Here is a 15649-nt window from a genome sequence, read left to right as displayed (position 1 = left end):
GCCATCTTATCGGGCCGGGTTCGCCCCCCCGGCGGGGGCCGGGGGCGCCCCCCCCCCCCCCCCCCACGCCGGGATCCGGGGACGGGCGTTGCCGGCAGTGCCGGCAACCCCCGGCGGGAGTGCAGAGGGCAGCGCCCTCCGCTGCGGTTCGGGGGCCAAGCCCCCATCATTCCGCCGCCATCGGCGGCGGCAACCGGGGACCGGCTCGCCCGTTCCGCGCCCGGGGGGATCGGAGCGCACGGAGCATGCTGCGACGGATCTGGACCCTGCTGCGCCGCAGCATCGAGGGCTATATCGAGGACGACGCGCTGAGCCGCGGCGCCGCCATCGCCTATTACGCCGTCTTCTCCATCGCCCCGCTGCTGGTCATCGCCACCGCCATCGCCGGCTCGGTCTTCGGCGAAGCGGCGGTGCATGGCGCCATCTCCGAACAGCTCGCCGGCCTGCTCGGCCAGGCGGGGGCGGAGGCGGTGGAGGCGATGATCGTCGGCGCCGGCAACCGCACCTCCGGCACCATCGCCACCCTCATCGGCGTCGTCACCCTGCTGCTGACCGCGAGCGGCGTGTTCGGGGAGGTGCAATCGGCGCTGAACGCCATCTGGCGCGCCCCCCCGCCGCGGGGCGATGCGGTGACGCGGGTGGTGCGGGCGAAGCTCGCCGCCCTTCTCGCCGTCATCGCGACCGGTTGCCTGCTGCTTGCCTCGCTGGTCGCCAGCGCGGTGCTCTCCGCCTTCGGGAGCTGGGCCGGTGGGGTGGTGCCGGAAGTGCTGCTGCTGCTCGGCCTGGCGAATTTCGGCCTCTCCTTCCTGCTGGTCGCCGCCCTCTTCGCCGCCATCTACAAGATCCTGCCGAACCGGCCCGTCGCCTGGGGCGATGTGGTGGTGGGCGCGCTCGTCACCGCCTTCCTCTTCACCTTGGGCAAGTCGCTGATCGGCTGGTACATCGGCAGCACTTCCCCCGCCTCCTCCTATGGCGCGGCCGGGGCGCTGCTGGGGGTGATGCTCTGGGTCTATTACTCGGCGCAGATCTTCCTGCTGGGCGCCGAATTCACCCGCGCCTGGGCCGGGCTGCAAGAGGCGCCGGCCCCAGCGGCGGCGGACTGCCCCCCGGCCCCGCGCGCCAATTGGCTGCTGCCCGCCGCCGCCGGCGCGCTGCTCATGGCCCTGCTGCGCGGCCGGCGCTGAGCCCGGGGGGCCACCAGCGCCATTGCCGCCACGCCCCACCCGCTGGCATCCTTGCGCTGCCAGAAGGGCGGAAGGGCCAGAAGGGCGGAAGGGGGCATGCATGGCCTATCGCAAGCGGCTGGTCATCTGCTGCGACGGCACCTGGAACGATGCCGACAGCGCCGAGGATTTCACCAACATCACCCGCATCGCCCGCGCCATCCTGCCGAACGACACGCGCGGGGCGAGCCTCGTCCCGCAGATCGTCTTCTACCATGCCGGCGTCGGCACCACCGGCGGCTTCGTGGACAAGGTGATCGGCGGCGCCATCGGCCTCGGCCTCTCCCGCAATGTGCGGGATGCCTATGCCTTCCTGGCGCATAATTACTGCGAGGGGGACGAGATCTTCCTCTTCGGCTTCTCCCGCGGCGCCTACACCGTGCGCAGCGTCGCCGGGCTGATCGGCTGGGCCGGGCTGCTGCACAAGCGGGACATGGACGATTTCGCCACGCTGTGGGAGGGCTACCGGCGGAAGGCGGAGCCCGGCTTCCCGGATGCCCGCGACCGCTTCCCGGACCGCCATGCGCAAGTGCCGGTGCGCTGCATGGGCGTGTTCGACACGGTGGGCTCGCTAGGCATTCCCGGCAACCTGGATGACGGCTTCGCGCATTTCTACCAATTCCACGACACGGAACTGGGCCCGCATGTGGCGCATGCCTTCCAGGCCCTGGCGCTGGATGAAAGGCGCGTCGATTTCGCCCCGGCCGTGTGGTTCCAGGCGGCGAATGCCCCGGCCAGCCAGGAGCTGCGGCAGATGTGGTTCGCCGGGGCGCATTCCGATATCGGCGGCGGCTATGGCGACCACGGGCTTTCGGACGTCGCCCTGGCCTGGATGGCGGGACAGGTGGACCCCCTGCTGGCGATCGACGAGGATTACCTGGCGCTGCGCCAGGACCGCCGCGCCTGCTGGGGCATGGGCGCGGTGCATGACAGCGCCGCCGGCCTCATCTGGCAGGCGCGCGGGACCCAGGCGCGCCGGCCCTTCGCCACGCCGGGCCGCACGGGGGAAAGGCTGCACCAGAGCATCGCCCTGCGGCTGGCGCCGGAGGATGGCTGCCTTGGCCCTCTCTCCCCCCCTTTGGCCCTCCCTTTGGCCCTCCCTCCGGCGCTGCGCGGGCTGGAGCTGACGCCACGCTACGCCCCGCTGAACGATATGGAGGTACGGCTGCGCTGGCCAGCCAGCCTGGTCCAGCCCCCTGCCCTGCCCGCGCCGCCGCCGCCCAGCCAGCTCGGCGCCTTCGGGCGCATCCTGAAGGACATCCTGCCCGGATGAGCACGACCCGCACCGCCATCGCCAGCCATCGCGGCGGCGCCATCCTCTGGCCGGAGAACAGCCCCACCGCCTTCCGCGCCACCGCCGCCCTGCCGGTGGAGCAGGTGGAGTTCGACCTGCATCTCTCGGCCGACGACGTGCCGGTGGTGATCCACGACCCGCTGCTGGACCGCACGACGGAGGCCAAGGGCCCCGTGCGCGGGCTGAGCCTGGCCGCGCTGCGCCGGGTGCGGCTGAAGGGCACGGCGGGCGAGGTGGTGCCGAGCTTCGCCGAGGTGGTGGAGATCTTCCGCCCCACCGCCATCACGCTGCGCATCGAGCTGAAGCCGGACGCCGCGGGCATGCCCTATCCCGGGCTGCTGCCGCGGGCCATGGCGGTGCTGCAGGCGGCGGGCATGGCGGGGCGCTGCGTCTTCACCAGCTTCCAGGCGCCGGCGGTGGCGGAGGCGGCGGCGCTGGCACCGACCATCTGGCTGCTGGCGCCCGCCATACAGCAGGCGGTGGGGCTGGCGGGCGCCATCGCCATGGCGCGCGCCCTTGGCATCGGCGGCATCGGGCTGCGGGTGGAGCGCTGCGATGCGGATTCCGTCGCGGCCATCCGCACCGCCCGGCTTTCCGCCGGGGCCTGGGCGGTGAACGCGGCCGGGGAGATCGCCCATGCGCTGGCGCTCGGCGTGGATGTCTTCACCACCGACGATCCGGTGACGGCGCTGCGGTTGCGGGAGAGTTCCAGCACACCTCGCCAGGGGCCGCAGGAGCCCGGGAGCGCTTGAGTTTGGCGTTGCGCCACCCGGCACCGCCTCGTTAGCCTTCCCGCCGGCATCCGCATCCATAAGCGGGGCCTAAACGGGAGGAAATGCGATGCGGAAAGCTTCGCTGCTGGCCGTTTGCGCGGCCGCCTGCCTGGCCTGGGCGCAGGCGGCACAGGCGCAGATTCAACTCATCATCCCCTGGCCGGCCGGCGGCGGCACGGACATCATCGGCCGGCTGATCCAGCCCGTCTTTTCGGAGGAACTCGGCGGCCAGCTCGTCATCCGCAATGTCGGCGGCGCCACCGGCACCATCGGCACGGCGGAGGTGGCGCGATCGAAGCCGGACGGCGCGACGCTGCTGCTCACCTCCATGGCCGCCATCGCCATCCAGCCCAGCTTCCGCGCCAACGCGCCCTACCGGGCGGACCAGCTCACCCCCGTCTGCCTGGTGGCGGAAGCGCCGGCGACGCTGATGACGCCGAAGGAAACCGGCATCCGCACCATCGCCGACATCCAGGCCCGCGCCCGCGCCAATCCCGGGCAGCTTCCCTATGCCTCGGGCGGCGTCGGCGGCATCGGCCACCTGGCGATGACCGGGCTGCTGCGGGCGCTGAACGTCGAGATGAACCACATCCCCTTCCGCGGCTCCGGCGACAGCGTGCTGGCCATGCAGGCCGGGACGGTGCTGATGCTGACGGCGGAGGCGAATCTGGTGCAGCAATACGGGCTGCACGCCATCGGCGTCTTCGCCGAGCAGCGCAGCCCGGACATGCCGGCCACGCCCACCATGCGGGAGCAGGGCCATGACCTGGTCTATCCGCTCTGGACCGGCATCTTCGCCCCCGCCGGCACGCCGGAGGAGACGGTGGCGCGCCTCGACCTCGCCTGCGCGCGGACGCTGCGCACGCCGAGCGTGGTGGAGGGCATGACCCGCGCCGCCCACCCCATCCGCTACCTCGATCGCCGCGCCTTCGGCGACTACGTCCGCGCCGAAGTGGTGAAATATGCCGAGCTGATCCGCGTCTCCGGCCTGCGTCAGGCGGATTGAGGGAGGCGGCTGCGCGCCGCTCAGGCGGCGGGGCGCTTCCGCAGCAGATAGCGCTGCCGCCCATCCATCACCAGCTTGCCCTGCTGGTTGTGGATGGCGATGGCGAGGCCGAGGATGCCCGTGCTGCGCTGCGGCGTCAGCTCATCCACGGTGAGCAGCGGGTAGAGCGTGTCGCCGCAGATCACCGGATGCAGGAAGCGCGTCGATTGCTCGAGGAAGCCCTTCAGCGATTCCTCGACCATGAAGGGGAAGAGGCCGGCGCCGGCGCAGCTCTGGATCGCCACCTGGTAGCCATGCGCCAGCATGCCCGGCAGCCCATGCGCCTTGCAGAACTCGGCATCGTAGTGGATCGGGTGGTTGTCGCCGGAGGCCACCTGGAAGGCGGCGAAGATCCCGCTCGTCATGGTGCGGGAGGGCAGCGGGAAGCGCTCACCGAGGGTGAAATCCTCGAACCAGCGCTGCTGCGGCACCAGCCGGTGCTGCTTCGGGTCAAAGCTCATGTGGCGTAGCCGAGGCGCCGGTCGCGCGCCACCGCCTCGGCGGCGCGCGACGCCGGATCGCCGAAGCCGCCGCCGCCGGAGGTCTCCAGCCGCACCCGGTCGCCCTGCTGCAGCGGCACGTTGTCGCATTTCGGCGGCAGCGGGGACTCCTCGCCGTCGCGCACCAGCACCAGCCGCCCGACCGAGGCCGGCCCGCCGCCGGCCAGCCCATAGGGCGCGTGGACGAAGCGGTCCATATTGGCGGTGAAGAAGCAGCGCGGGCTGTCGATGCGCCATTCCCGGGCCAGGCCCAGCCCGCCGCGCCTTTGCCCCGCGCCGCCGCTGCCGGGGATGAGCCCGTAGCGCGTAATGGTCAGCGGCGTCTGCGCCTCGATCATCTCGATCGGGATGTTGGCGTTGTTGTGCATGCCGGCCGAGAGGGCGTTCACCCCGTCCTTCGCCGGATGCGCCCCGGTGCCGCCGATCTCGATCTCCACCAGCACCTCGCGGGAGGCATCCTCGGCCACTGTCTGGAAGGTGCAGACATAGGAATTGCCGTAATAGGCCGCCGGGATGCGGTCCGGCACCGCCTGGTGCAGCGCGCCGAACATGGCGTTCAGCAGCCGGTGCGTCACCGCGATACGGTGCACCACCGGCGCCGGATGCCGTGCATTCACCACCAGCCCTTCCGGCGCGATGGTGGTGACGGGGCGGTAGCAGCCGGCATTGGCGGCGAAGGGCTCGTCGCAAGCCGACATCACCGCGAACATCACCGCGGCATTGCTGCTGGCCAGCGTCGCATTGGTCGGCCCCTGCACCTGGGGGGAGCAGCCGGAGAGATCGACCGAGATGGCATCGCCCTTGATCGTCACCGCGACATGCAGCTTGATCGGCTTGCCCAGGTCGATGCCGTCATCGTCCAGCCAGTCGGTGAACTCATAGGTGCCATCCGGCATGCGGCTGATGGCGGCGCGCATCGCCGCCTCGCTCATATCGAGGATGCGGCGCCCAGCCTCGATCATCCCCTCCGCGCCATAGCGCGCGGCGAGGCGACGCAGCGCCGTGGCACCGACTTCCAGCGACGCGATCTGGCTGTTGAGGTCGCCCAGCAGCAGATCCGGCTTGCGGATGTTCTGTCGGATCATCGCCCAGACGCCCTCGTTCCGGACGCCCTTCTCGATGAGCTTTACGGGTGGGATGCGCAGACCTTCCTGGAAGATCTCGATCGCCTTCGCCGCATAGCTGCCGGCGACGAGACCGCCCACATCGATATGGTGGCAAAGCGCGCCGACGAAGGCGATGCGCTTGCCTTCATGGAACACCGGCTTGAAGGCGGTGATGTCCGGCAAATGCTGGCCGCCGCAATAGGGGTCGTTGGAGATGACGACGTCATCCGGCCCCCAGCTCTCTGGGTCCACCCATTTGTCCAGCAACTCCCGCAGGAAGTGGGACATGCTGTTCAGGTGGCTGGGGATGCGGGCGGATTGCGCCAAATTGTTCCCCTCCGCGTCGAAGACCGCGGTGGAGTAGTCCAGCAGCTCCCGCACGATGGTGCTGCGGCTGGTGCGCCAGATGGTGACGTCCATCTCGGCGGCCGCGGCGGTCAGCGCGTTGCGGATGACCTCGATCTCGATGGGGCCCAGGGGTGTCTTGCTCATGGCGCGTCCCTCCGCGCGATCAGCGCGCCGGCGGCGCCGAGTGCGGCACTCCAGCCCCGGCCGATCCAATGGGTGGCGAAGGCTTCCTCGACGATGGCGGGGCCGGCGATGCGGTCCTCCGGCTTCAGCGCCTCCCGGTCCCAGACCGGCAGTTCGCGCCACTCGCCGTCCTCATGCACCCGGCGCCTGCCTTTCAGCGCCGGGCGCGCCGCGGGCGGCGCCACCGCGGCATCGGGCTTCGGCAGCCGTCCGGTGGCGATGACGCGGAAGGTCACCAGCTCCACCGCCTCGGCTTCGTCGGCGTAGCTGAAGCGCTGGCGGTGCATGGCGTGAAAGCGCGCCAGCAGCGTTGCCAAGGCCGCCGCATCCGGTGCCGCCACCTCGCCCCAGGGCACCAGCAGCTCGAAGGCCTGGCCGTGATAGCGCATATCCACCGCGACCTCGAGCAGCCGTGCCGAAGCCGCCACGCCATCCGCCGCCAGCCGCGCCTCCGCCTCCTCGCGCAGCGCGCCGATCAGCGCGCCGATCTCCGGCAGGCTCTCCGCCACCGCCGGCAACACGCGGGACCGCGCGATGTCCTGCACCAGATCGGAATAGAGGATGCCATAGGCGGAAAGCGTGCCGGGCTCGGCCGGGAAGATCACCTCGCCGATGCCCATTTCCGCCGCCACGTCGATGGCGTGCAGCCCGCCCGCGCCGCCGAAGGACAGCAGCGAGAAATCGCGCGGGTCCAGCCCCTTCTCGAACAGCGAAAGCCGCACCGCGGCGCCAAGGTTGGCGTTGACGACGGTGAGGATACCCTCCGCCGCCGCCTCCGGCGAGAGGCCGAGCGGCGCGCCCACCTTCGCTTCGATGGCAGCCCGCGTCGCCGGCATGTCCAGCGTCATCGCGCCACCCAGGAAGTAGTCCGGATCCAGCCGCCCCAGCGCCAGGTTGGCATCCGTCACGGTGGGTTCCGTGCCGCCGCGCCCATAGGAGACCGGCCCCGGCCGCGCGCCGGCGCTGCGCGGGCCGACGCTCAGCCGCCCGCCATGATCCACGCTGGCGATGGAACCGCCGCCGGCGCCGATGGTGCGCATCTCCACCATGGGCAGGCGCACCGGCAGCCGGTCGATCTCCCCCTGCGTCACTACGGACACCCGACCATCCTGCACGATGGAGACGTCGTAGCTGGTGCCGCCCATATCCACCGCGACCAGGTTCGGCCGCGCCAGCAGCGTGGCGATGCGCCCCGCCGCCAGCGCGCCGCCGGAGGGGCCGGAGAGCAGTAGCCGCGCCGGCTGCTCCGCCGCGGTGCGCAGGCTGCACACGCCGCCATTGGACTGCACCAGGAAGACCAGCGGGTTGAAGCCGCTCTCACCGAGGCGGCGCTCCAGCCGGTCCAGATAGGCCTTCACCACCGGCACCAGCACGGCGTTCAGCACGGCGGTGCTGGCACGCTCATACTCCCGGATCTCCGGGCTGACTTCGCTGGAGAGCGAAACCGGCAGCCCCGGCCGCGCCTCGGCCAGCAGCGCCTTCAGCCGCTGCTCATGCGCCGGGTTGCGGTAGCTGTGCAGCAGGCAGACCGCGACAGCCTCGGCGCCCAGCGCGTCCAGCTTCGCCAGCAGGGCGGGCAGCGCCGCCTCGTCCAGCGGTGCCTCCACGCTGCCATCGGCCCGCAGGCGTTCCGGCACGCCGAGGCGACGGTCACGCTCGATCAGGCAGGGGAAGGGGTCGGGATCGACCTTGTACAGCTCGCGCCGCACATGGCGGTTGATCTCCAGCACATCCTCGAAGCCCGCCGTGGTCAGCAGCACGCCCCGGGCCAGCTTGCGTTCGAGCACCGCGTTGGTGGCGATGGTGGTGCCGTGCAGCAGCAACCCCACCTCCGCCAGGGCGAAGCCGAAGCGCGACGCTGCCTCCTCCACGCCGCGCATCAGCCCGATGGAGGGGTCCTCCGGCGTGGTCGGCGTCTTCCAGGCGCGGACGGCGCCGCTGCGCGAATCCAGCACCTGCAGATCGGTGAAGGTGCCGCCGATATCGACGGCGATGCGGATGGGTCTCTCGCTCATGGCCTCAACCCATAACCTTCGGCAGCCACAACGCAATCCCCGGCCAGATCATCATCAGCACCACCGCCAGCAGATAGGCCGCGAGGAAGGGCATCACCCCGGTGAAAACGTCGGTGATCGGCCCCGGCTTCGGCCGCATGCCCTGCAGAACATACATCACCGTGCCGTCCGGCGGGCTGATCTGGGCGATCTCCACCAGCATGGTCACCATCACTCCGAACCAGATCGGGTCATAGCCCAGCGCCGTGACGATGGGGAACACCACCGGAACGGTGGTGATGATCATGGAGAATCCCTCCATGAAGGTGCCGAGCGCCAGATAGAGCGCCAGGATGCAGGCCATGATGGCCCAGGGCGGCAGGGGCAGCCCGCCGATGAAGCCCGCCAGAGTCTGCGGCACGTTGATCGCCGTCAGCAGGTAGTTCAGCAGGTAGGCGCCGAAGATGATGAGGCCGAGCAGCGCGGTGTTGCGCGCCGTCGCCTCGGCGCTGGCATTCAGCAGGCGAAAGGAAAGCTTGCCCTCGATGGCGGCGAAGACCGCGGCGCCGACCACGCCGAGCGCCGCTGCCTCGGTGGGCGTGGCGAAGCCGGCATAGATGGAGCCGAGCACCAGCAGCATCAGCAGCAGGGTCGGCACCAGATCGAGCAGCGCGCGCAGCTTCATGCCCAGCGGCAGCCGCTCCGGTCGCGGCAGCGGATGGGTCCAGCCATGGATCAGGATGACCAGGATGAAGAGGCCGGTGACGAGAATGGAAGGCAGCAGCGCCGCGATATAGAGCGCGCCGACCGAGGTCTCGGTGATGAGCCCGTAGATGATGAAGGTGATGCCCGGCGGGATGAGGTTGCCCAGCGCCCCGCCCGCCGCCAGCGAGCCCAGCACCATGCGCTGGCTGTAGGCGGAGTTGTTGAAATAGGGCAGCGCGACGGAGCCCATGGTCGCCGCCGTGGCGACCGAGGAGCCGGAAATGGCGGAGAACACCGCGCAGGAGACGATGTTGGTGTGCAGCAGCCCGCCCGGCAGCCGGTTCAGCCAGACATTCAGCGCCCGGTAGAGCCGGTCCGAGAGGCCGGCGCGCAGCAATATCTCCCCCATCAGGAGAAACAGCGGCACGGCGACCAGCACGAAATTCGAGGACGGCCCCCACAGCGTCTGCCCCGCAAACGCCCACCAGGGGCGGTCGGAGAAGGTCAGGCCGATGAGGATGCCGAGCAGCCCCAGCACCGCGGCGATATAGACGCCCGCCCCGAAGAACAGCAGGAACACGCCGGTCAGGCCGAGGATCTCCACCACCGGCACCGCCTGGCCGCCGGTGGCCGCGGCGAAAATGGCGACCGCCAGCAGCAGCAGCAGGAACACCACCGCGATCATGGGGCAGTGCCCTCGCGCGCCATCTCCACCGCTTCCAGCGCTTCCGCCGCCTCGTCATCGATGGTGCGGGAGCCGAGCAGCCGGTCCAGCTCCTCTGCCCGCCCGAACAGCAGGGAGAGCGCGGATTCCAGCGCCAGCACGGCGATCATCACGCAGAAGGCGAGGATGCCGAAGGTCCAGATGCCCTGCGGGATCACCAGCGGCACGCGCAGCGCCGAATTGTCATGTGCATCGAACAGCAGGCTCTCATCCACCAGCTCCAGCGCCGCCCAGGCGGCGAAGACCGCGAAGCTGCCCAGCAGCAGCAGCGAGACGAGATGCAGCACGGCGCGCAGCCCGAGCGGCAGCTTGTTCACCCATACATCCACGCGGATATGCGCCCGTCGCGCCAGGGTGTGCGCCAGCCCCCAGGCGATGCCCGCGGCCAGCATATAGCCGGTGATCTCGATGGTGGCGGCGGAGGAATGGCCGAATTGCCGCCCCACCACATCGCCGGTGATGAACAGCGCGCAGGCCACGTAATTCCAGCCCGCCAGATAGGCCATTACCGTCGCCAGCCAGGCCACGGCGCCGCGGAGGGTGCGCGCCCCCCGCAGCAGCGCCGGCTCCGTGCCGCTCACCCGCCGAAGCGCACGCCGGCGATGGGCGCGATCACCTGGTTGAACACCTCGCCGCAGCGCGCGCCGCAGCGGCGGACGAAGCCGGGCAGCACGGTCTTCTCGAGAATTTCTCGTAGTGCCGCCTGGTCGGCGGCCGTCGCCGGGACTTCCGTCATCGGCCGCGGGGAGAGGGTGTGGATGCGGCAGGCGGCGGCATTGCCGATGGCGCAGTCGAGACCGTCCCGCGTCGCCGCCCCGCCCAGCTCCCACTGCTTCTCGTTCACCTCGCCAAGCGCGCTTTCGATCATCGCCCGCACCTGCGGGTCCAGCCGGTTCCACCAGGCGAGGTTCACCATGTAGCCGGCCAGCGCCCAGGAGACGGGGAGGTTGGAGATATGCGAGGTCACCTCCGGCCAGCGCGCCGCGACGCCGCTGCCCGTGCCGGTGATGGCGCAATCCACCACGCCGCGCTCCAGGGCCGAATAGACTTCGGGGAAGCCGATGGAGACCGGCTGGGCCCCCAGCGCGGTGAAGAAATCCACCAGCGAGTTGCCGAAGGTGCGCACCTTGCGGCCGCGCAGATCGGCGAGGCTGGTGAAGGGCGCGCGGCAATAGACCACCTGCGCCGGGAAGGGGTATATCACCATCAGCCGGGCGCCGAAGCGCTCCAGGTCGCGGTTCACCACCGGCAGCATCGCCTCCGCGATGCGCTTCGCCATGCCGATATCCGGCGCCAGGCCGGCGAGATCGACGCCATCCAGGATCGGCACGTCGCCGGAGAGGGTGCTCAGCGTGCTGGCGCCGATATCCGCCTGGCCGGAGCGCACCAGCCGCACCAGCTCGGTGCCGGAGAGGTTGCGCTCGGCATGCGTCGAGAGCTGCACCTCGATGCGGCCGCCGCTGCGCTGGGCCAAGCCTTCCCGCAGCACCGGCACATCGACGCGGGTGAATTGCGGCTGGGTCGGCAGGGGCTGGGTCACCGCCACCACCGTCACCTTCGGGCCGGGCGGCAGGGTGGCGGGCGCCTGCGCGCTCGCCGTGCCGATCAGCCCCAGCGCCGCGACGGCGCCGAGCAGCATCTTCTTCATGGTGAAGCCTTTCCCAATTCGATGAGGATGTTGCCGAAGCCATCCAGCGTGGCGCGCGCACCCGGCGGCACCAGGCAGGTGCAGTCATATTCCTCGATGATCGCGGGGCCCTGGCGCGGCGTGGCCAGGTCGGCGCGGCGCAGCACCGGCGTGTCCAGCCAGCCCTGCTTCGGGCCGAAATAGGCGGGGCGTGGGGGTTGCGGCGCCAGGCCGGGCGGCAATTCCAACTTCTCCGGCAGGCGCGGCGTCTCCGGCAGGCCACGACCGACGGCTTGCAAGGCGACGATCTCCACCGGCTCCTCGGCGCCGGCGCGGTGGCCATAGGTGCGCTCGTGCTCGACGCCGAAGTTTTCCGCCAGCGCGGCCGGGCCGTCGCCGGCGGCGAACGGCACCAGCAGTTCGAAGCTCTGGCCGGAATAGCGCAGCGTGGCCGTGCGCTGCACGGCGATGCGGGCGGACGAAAAGCCCTGGGCCAGCAGGCGCTCCCGCGCTTCCGCCTCCAGCGCCGCCGCAGCCTCCTCCAGCGCGGCAGGGTCGAGCCCCGCAACCGGCCGGCGCCAGGAGCGCGCGAGATGCACCTCCACCTCCGAGGCCAGCAGCCCGACGGCGGAGAAGACGCCGGCGGAGGGCGGGATCACCACCCGCGACATCCCCAGCGCCTCCGCCATGCCGGCGGCAAACAGCGGCCCGTTGCCGCCGAAGGCCACCAGCACGAAGCCGCGCGGATCGCGCCCGCGTTCGGAGGACACCGCCTTCAGCGCCCGGATCATGTTGGAGGCGGCGATCAGATGCGCGCCATGCGCCGCCGCTTCCGGCGAGAGCCCGAGCGGCGCCGCGATCTTCTCCGCAATCGCGGCGCGCGAGGCGGCGGCGTCGATCGGCAGCGCGCCGCCCACCAGCCCGGTCGGGTTGAGATAGCCGAGCACGACATTGGCGTCCGTCACGGTGGGCTGGGTGTTGCCCTTGCCGTAGCAGACCGGGCCGGGGAAGGCGCCGGCGCTCTCCGGCCCCACCACCGGCGCCCCCGCCGCGTCGATGCGGATCAGCGAGCCACCACCCGCCCCGACCTCGGCGAGGTCGATGGAGGGCACCTTCAACTGATAGCCCGCGCCGGAGAGCAGGCGGGAGCCGACCATGATGCCGCCGCCGACGCTGTACTCTGCCGCCTGCGCGACGGCGTATTCCTCGATGACGCCGGCCTTCGCCGTGGTGCCGCCCATGTCGAAGGAGACCGCGTTCGGCAGGCCCATGCGCTTCGCCAGCGCCTGGGCACCGATGACACCAGCCGCCGGCCCGCTCTCCACGCAGCGCACCGGCAGGCGCGTCGCCTCCGTCGCCGGCATCAGCCCGCCGGAGCTCTGCATCAGCAGCAACGGCGCCGTGAGGCCAGCGCCTTTGAGGTCCTCCACCAGCCCCGTCAGGTAGCGCCCCAGCACCGGGCCGAGGTAGGCGTTGATGACGGTGGTGGAGGTCCGCTCGTACTCCTTCATCTCCGGCAGGACATCGACGCTGAGGGAGACAGGGAGAGTCGGCGCCCGCTGTGCAATGAGCTTGCCGATGCGGCGTTCATGCGCCGGGTTGGCGTAGGAATGCAGCAGGCAGACGGCGATGGCCTCGACGCCTTCGGCCAGCAACGCCTCGATGGCGGCGACCGCTTCGGCTTCGTCCAGCGGGGCCGCCACCTCGCCGGTATGCAGCACGCGCTCGGTGACGCCGAGGCGAAGATGCCGCGGCACCAGCGGCGCCGGCTTCTCCCAGGTGAGGTCATAGAGCCGGGGCATGCGCAGCGTGCGGATTTCCAGCACGTCGCGGAAGCCCTTTGTGGTGATGAGGCCGGTCTTCGCCCCCTTATGCTCCAGGACGGCGTTGGAGGCGACGGTGGTGGCGTGCAGCACCTCCTCCACCTCGCCCGCCGCGAAGCCCACCTCCGCGAAGAGCTGGCCAAGCCCCTCCACGATGGCGCGGCCGTAATCGCCGACCGAGGAGGACACCTTCTTCGTCCGCAACTGCCCCGCCGGCCCGATGGCGACGAGGTCGGTGAAGGTGCCGCCGATATCGGCCGAGACGCGCCAGCCACCTTGCGGTGCGCCGGCGACGCCGCCTCGTGCCCGGCCTTCCGCCTGCGCCCTCTGGCGGTCGGTCGCGCTCATGCCGCGCGCTCCCGCACCACTGCCGGCAAGGGTGCGGTGCGTGCGGCGCGCATCTCGGTGCGCAGCGTGTCGGTCGCCGCCACATCCACCTCCCAGCCGCTCAGCACCACGCCGTAATCCCGCCGAGCCGCGGCCGGCGTCACCAGCCCGTTCCGCGCATCCCGCGCCACCAGCGCCGGGTCCCGCGCCAGCGGGTCGCCCCAGCCGCCGCCGCCCGGCACCTCCAGCCGGAAGACATCGCCGTATTTCAGGGTGATGCAGAATTTCGAGGGCAGCTTCTCCCGCTTCCCCTCGCGGATCAGCCAGTTCATCGAAGGCGCGCCGGGCTGCCCGCCTTGCAGGCCGAAAGGCAGGAATTCCCGCCGGTCCGCCCGCACCTGCAGCACGCCTTCGTCTTCCAGGAACATGTATTCCCGCGCGAAGGGCGCGCCGCCGCGCCACTGCCCGGCGCCCATGGTGTCCGGCAGGAATTCGTACTGGGTGATTCGGATGGGCTGCTCCGCCTCCGTCACCTCGATGGAGGGGGAGGCCATGTTGGCGAACATGTGGGAATTGCCGTCCAGCCCATCGCCCCAGGGCCGCCCACCCCAGGCTGAGCAGGTGAAGTCCACATAAATGAAGGGCGTCCGCGCCTTCGTCCAGCCGCCCAGCGAGACGCCGAGATTGCCGCCATCCCCCGCCGCCCCCACGCGCTCCGGCAGCATCATCGCCAGGGCGCCGAACAGGCAATCCACCATGCGGAAGCCGGTCAGCCCGCGGGCCGCGCAAGCCGCCGGCAGCACGCCATGCGCCACGGTGCCGGGCGGGGCGATCACCTTGATGGCGCGGAAATAGCCTTCGTTGTTCGGGATGTTGGAGGGGAGAATGCTGCGGATGCCGCAATAGGCGGCGGAGCGGGTGAAGCTGAAGGTGTTGTTGATCGCGCCCTTCACCTGCGGGCTGGTGCCGGTCCAGTCCACCACCATGCGGTCGCCGCGCTTCTCCACGCGCACGCGCAGCGGGATGGGCTTGCCGAGCTCCACCCCGTCATCGTCGATGTGGTCGAGGAAGCTCCACTCGCCGTCCGGCAGCTCGGAGAGCGCGGCGCGGGTCAGGCGTTCGGCATAGTCCAGCAGCTCGTTCATGTAGAAGCGGGTCCGCGCCACGCCGTAGCGGGCGACCAGCTCCTTGAAGGCGCGCTCGGCGATGGTGCAGGCGGCAAGCTGTGCCCGGAGATCGCCGAACACTTTCACGGGTACCCGCACATTGCGCTCGATCATCATGTGCAGGGTCGGGTTGGGCTTGCCGCGCTCATAGAGGCGCAACGGCGGAATCCGCAGCCCTTCCTGGTAGATCTCCGTGCTGTCCGAGGCGTTCGAGCCTGGCACCCGCCCGCCGACATCCGTGTGATGACAGATGGTGGCAGCAATGGCCACACGCTCCCCATCCACGAAGATCGGCTGGAACAGGAAGATGTCGGGCAGGTGCATCCCACCCTCGAAGGGGTCATTGAGGACGAAGATGTCGCCCTCCGCCATCTCCTCGCCATAGCGGCGCATCACCGCGCCGAGGGCTTCCGGGATGCTGCCGAGGTGGCTCGGCAGGGTCAGGCCCTGGGCCACCAGCCGCCCGTCTGCGTCGCAGAAGGCGGTGGAGTAGTCCATGTTGTCCTTCAGCACCGCGGAATAGGTGGTGCGATGGACGGTCAGCGCCATCTCATCGGCAATCGAGAAGAGCGCGTTCTTGAACAGCTCGAACTCGATGGGATCGTAGCTCCGCCCCAGCATGCGCCCACGCAACCCCTTGCCCTCGTTGGGGGCGCAGCATGGCCAGGGTGGCTGCCGCGGTCCACTCCCTTGCAGTGCAGCAAAACCGCTTTGGGCGCAGCGCCTGCCGCCGCGCTGGGCAGCGCCGCCCAGGGCTTGGGCACTCGCCCGGGTCTGTGCAGCGCAACATGCCGTTGCTAGCCTGTCGGCG

Annotated in this window: 12 protein-coding genes; 4 read left to right on the top strand and 8 right to left on the bottom strand. The window is 70.7% G+C overall.

Annotated elements, in window-relative coordinates; genetic code table 11:
- The first annotated feature begins 245 nt into the window (after positions 1-245).
- The 4 genes from E5N76_RS14895 to E5N76_RS14880 all read left to right on the top strand — a co-directional run bounded on the left by E5N76_RS14895 (position 246) and on the right by E5N76_RS14880 (position 4296).
- On the top strand, positions 246-1184 hold the full coding sequence (locus E5N76_RS14895) for a YihY/virulence factor BrkB family protein (protein WP_149538099.1): 939 nt from the start codon (positions 246-248) through the stop codon (positions 1182-1184).
- Between the two features lie 100 nt (positions 1185-1284).
- Complete coding sequence (locus E5N76_RS14890; RefSeq protein ID WP_149538098.1) at positions 1285-2496, top strand: T6SS phospholipase effector Tle1-like catalytic domain-containing protein; 1212 nt, start codon at positions 1285-1287, stop codon at positions 2494-2496.
- On the top strand, positions 2493-3269 hold the full coding sequence (locus E5N76_RS14885) for a glycerophosphodiester phosphodiesterase family protein (RefSeq protein ID WP_149538097.1): 777 nt from the start codon (positions 2493-2495) through the stop codon (positions 3267-3269). Before E5N76_RS14890 ends, E5N76_RS14885 begins: the two co-directional genes overlap by 4 nt.
- 88 nt (positions 3270-3357) lie before the next feature.
- On the top strand, positions 3358-4296 hold the full coding sequence (locus E5N76_RS14880; RefSeq protein WP_149538096.1) for a Bug family tripartite tricarboxylate transporter substrate binding protein: 939 nt from the start codon (positions 3358-3360) through the stop codon (positions 4294-4296).
- A gap of 20 nt (positions 4297-4316) precedes the next feature.
- On the opposite strand, the gene E5N76_RS14875 is transcribed toward E5N76_RS14880, so the two are convergent.
- Genes E5N76_RS14875 through E5N76_RS14840 form a run of 8 tightly spaced genes read right to left on the bottom strand, consistent with a single transcriptional unit; the run spans position 4317 to position 15459 of the window.
- Positions 4317-4796 carry a MaoC family dehydratase gene (locus tag E5N76_RS14875; protein ID WP_149538095.1) on the bottom strand — a complete coding sequence of 160 codons (480 nt, stop codon included), beginning with the start codon at positions 4794-4796 and terminating at the stop codon, positions 4317-4319.
- Positions 4793-6433 (bottom strand): hydantoinase B/oxoprolinase family protein, encoded by a 1641-nt coding sequence (locus E5N76_RS14870; protein WP_149538094.1) that lies wholly within the window; start codon positions 6431-6433, stop codon positions 4793-4795. The genes E5N76_RS14875 and E5N76_RS14870 overlap by 4 nt, the downstream gene beginning before the upstream one ends.
- Positions 6430-8487 (bottom strand): hydantoinase/oxoprolinase family protein, encoded by a 2058-nt coding sequence (locus E5N76_RS14865; RefSeq protein WP_149538093.1) that lies wholly within the window; start codon positions 8485-8487, stop codon positions 6430-6432. The genes E5N76_RS14870 and E5N76_RS14865 overlap by 4 nt, the downstream gene beginning before the upstream one ends.
- 4 nt (positions 8488-8491) lie before the next feature.
- Positions 8492-9856 carry a TRAP transporter large permease gene (locus E5N76_RS14860; RefSeq protein WP_149538092.1) on the bottom strand — a complete coding sequence of 455 codons (1365 nt, stop codon included), beginning with the start codon at positions 9854-9856 and terminating at the stop codon, positions 8492-8494.
- Complete coding sequence (locus E5N76_RS14855; protein ID WP_149538091.1) at positions 9853-10476, bottom strand: TRAP transporter small permease subunit; 624 nt, start codon at positions 10474-10476, stop codon at positions 9853-9855. Before E5N76_RS14855 ends, E5N76_RS14860 begins: the two co-directional genes overlap by 4 nt.
- Positions 10473-11543, bottom strand: coding sequence for a TRAP transporter substrate-binding protein (locus tag E5N76_RS14850; RefSeq protein WP_149538090.1), 1071 nt, complete (start codon positions 11541-11543; stop codon positions 10473-10475). The genes E5N76_RS14855 and E5N76_RS14850 overlap by 4 nt, the downstream gene beginning before the upstream one ends.
- Entirely contained in the window at positions 11540-13693 is a 2154-nt protein-coding gene (locus E5N76_RS14845; RefSeq protein ID WP_149538089.1) for a hydantoinase/oxoprolinase family protein, read from the bottom strand. The genes E5N76_RS14850 and E5N76_RS14845 overlap by 4 nt, the downstream gene beginning before the upstream one ends.
- On the bottom strand, positions 13690-15459 hold the full coding sequence (locus E5N76_RS14840; RefSeq protein ID WP_149538136.1) for a hydantoinase B/oxoprolinase family protein: 1770 nt from the start codon (positions 15457-15459) through the stop codon (positions 13690-13692). Before E5N76_RS14840 ends, E5N76_RS14845 begins: the two co-directional genes overlap by 4 nt.
- Between the last annotated feature and the right edge of the window lie 190 nt (positions 15460-15649).

The sequence above is a fragment of the Siccirubricoccus phaeus genome (assembly GCF_008360935.1).
Classification (GTDB): domain Bacteria; phylum Pseudomonadota; class Alphaproteobacteria; order Acetobacterales; family Acetobacteraceae; genus Siccirubricoccus; species Siccirubricoccus phaeus.
Note: the sequence above shows the minus strand (reverse complement) of the source record. Positions and strands in the feature narration are given on the sequence as shown.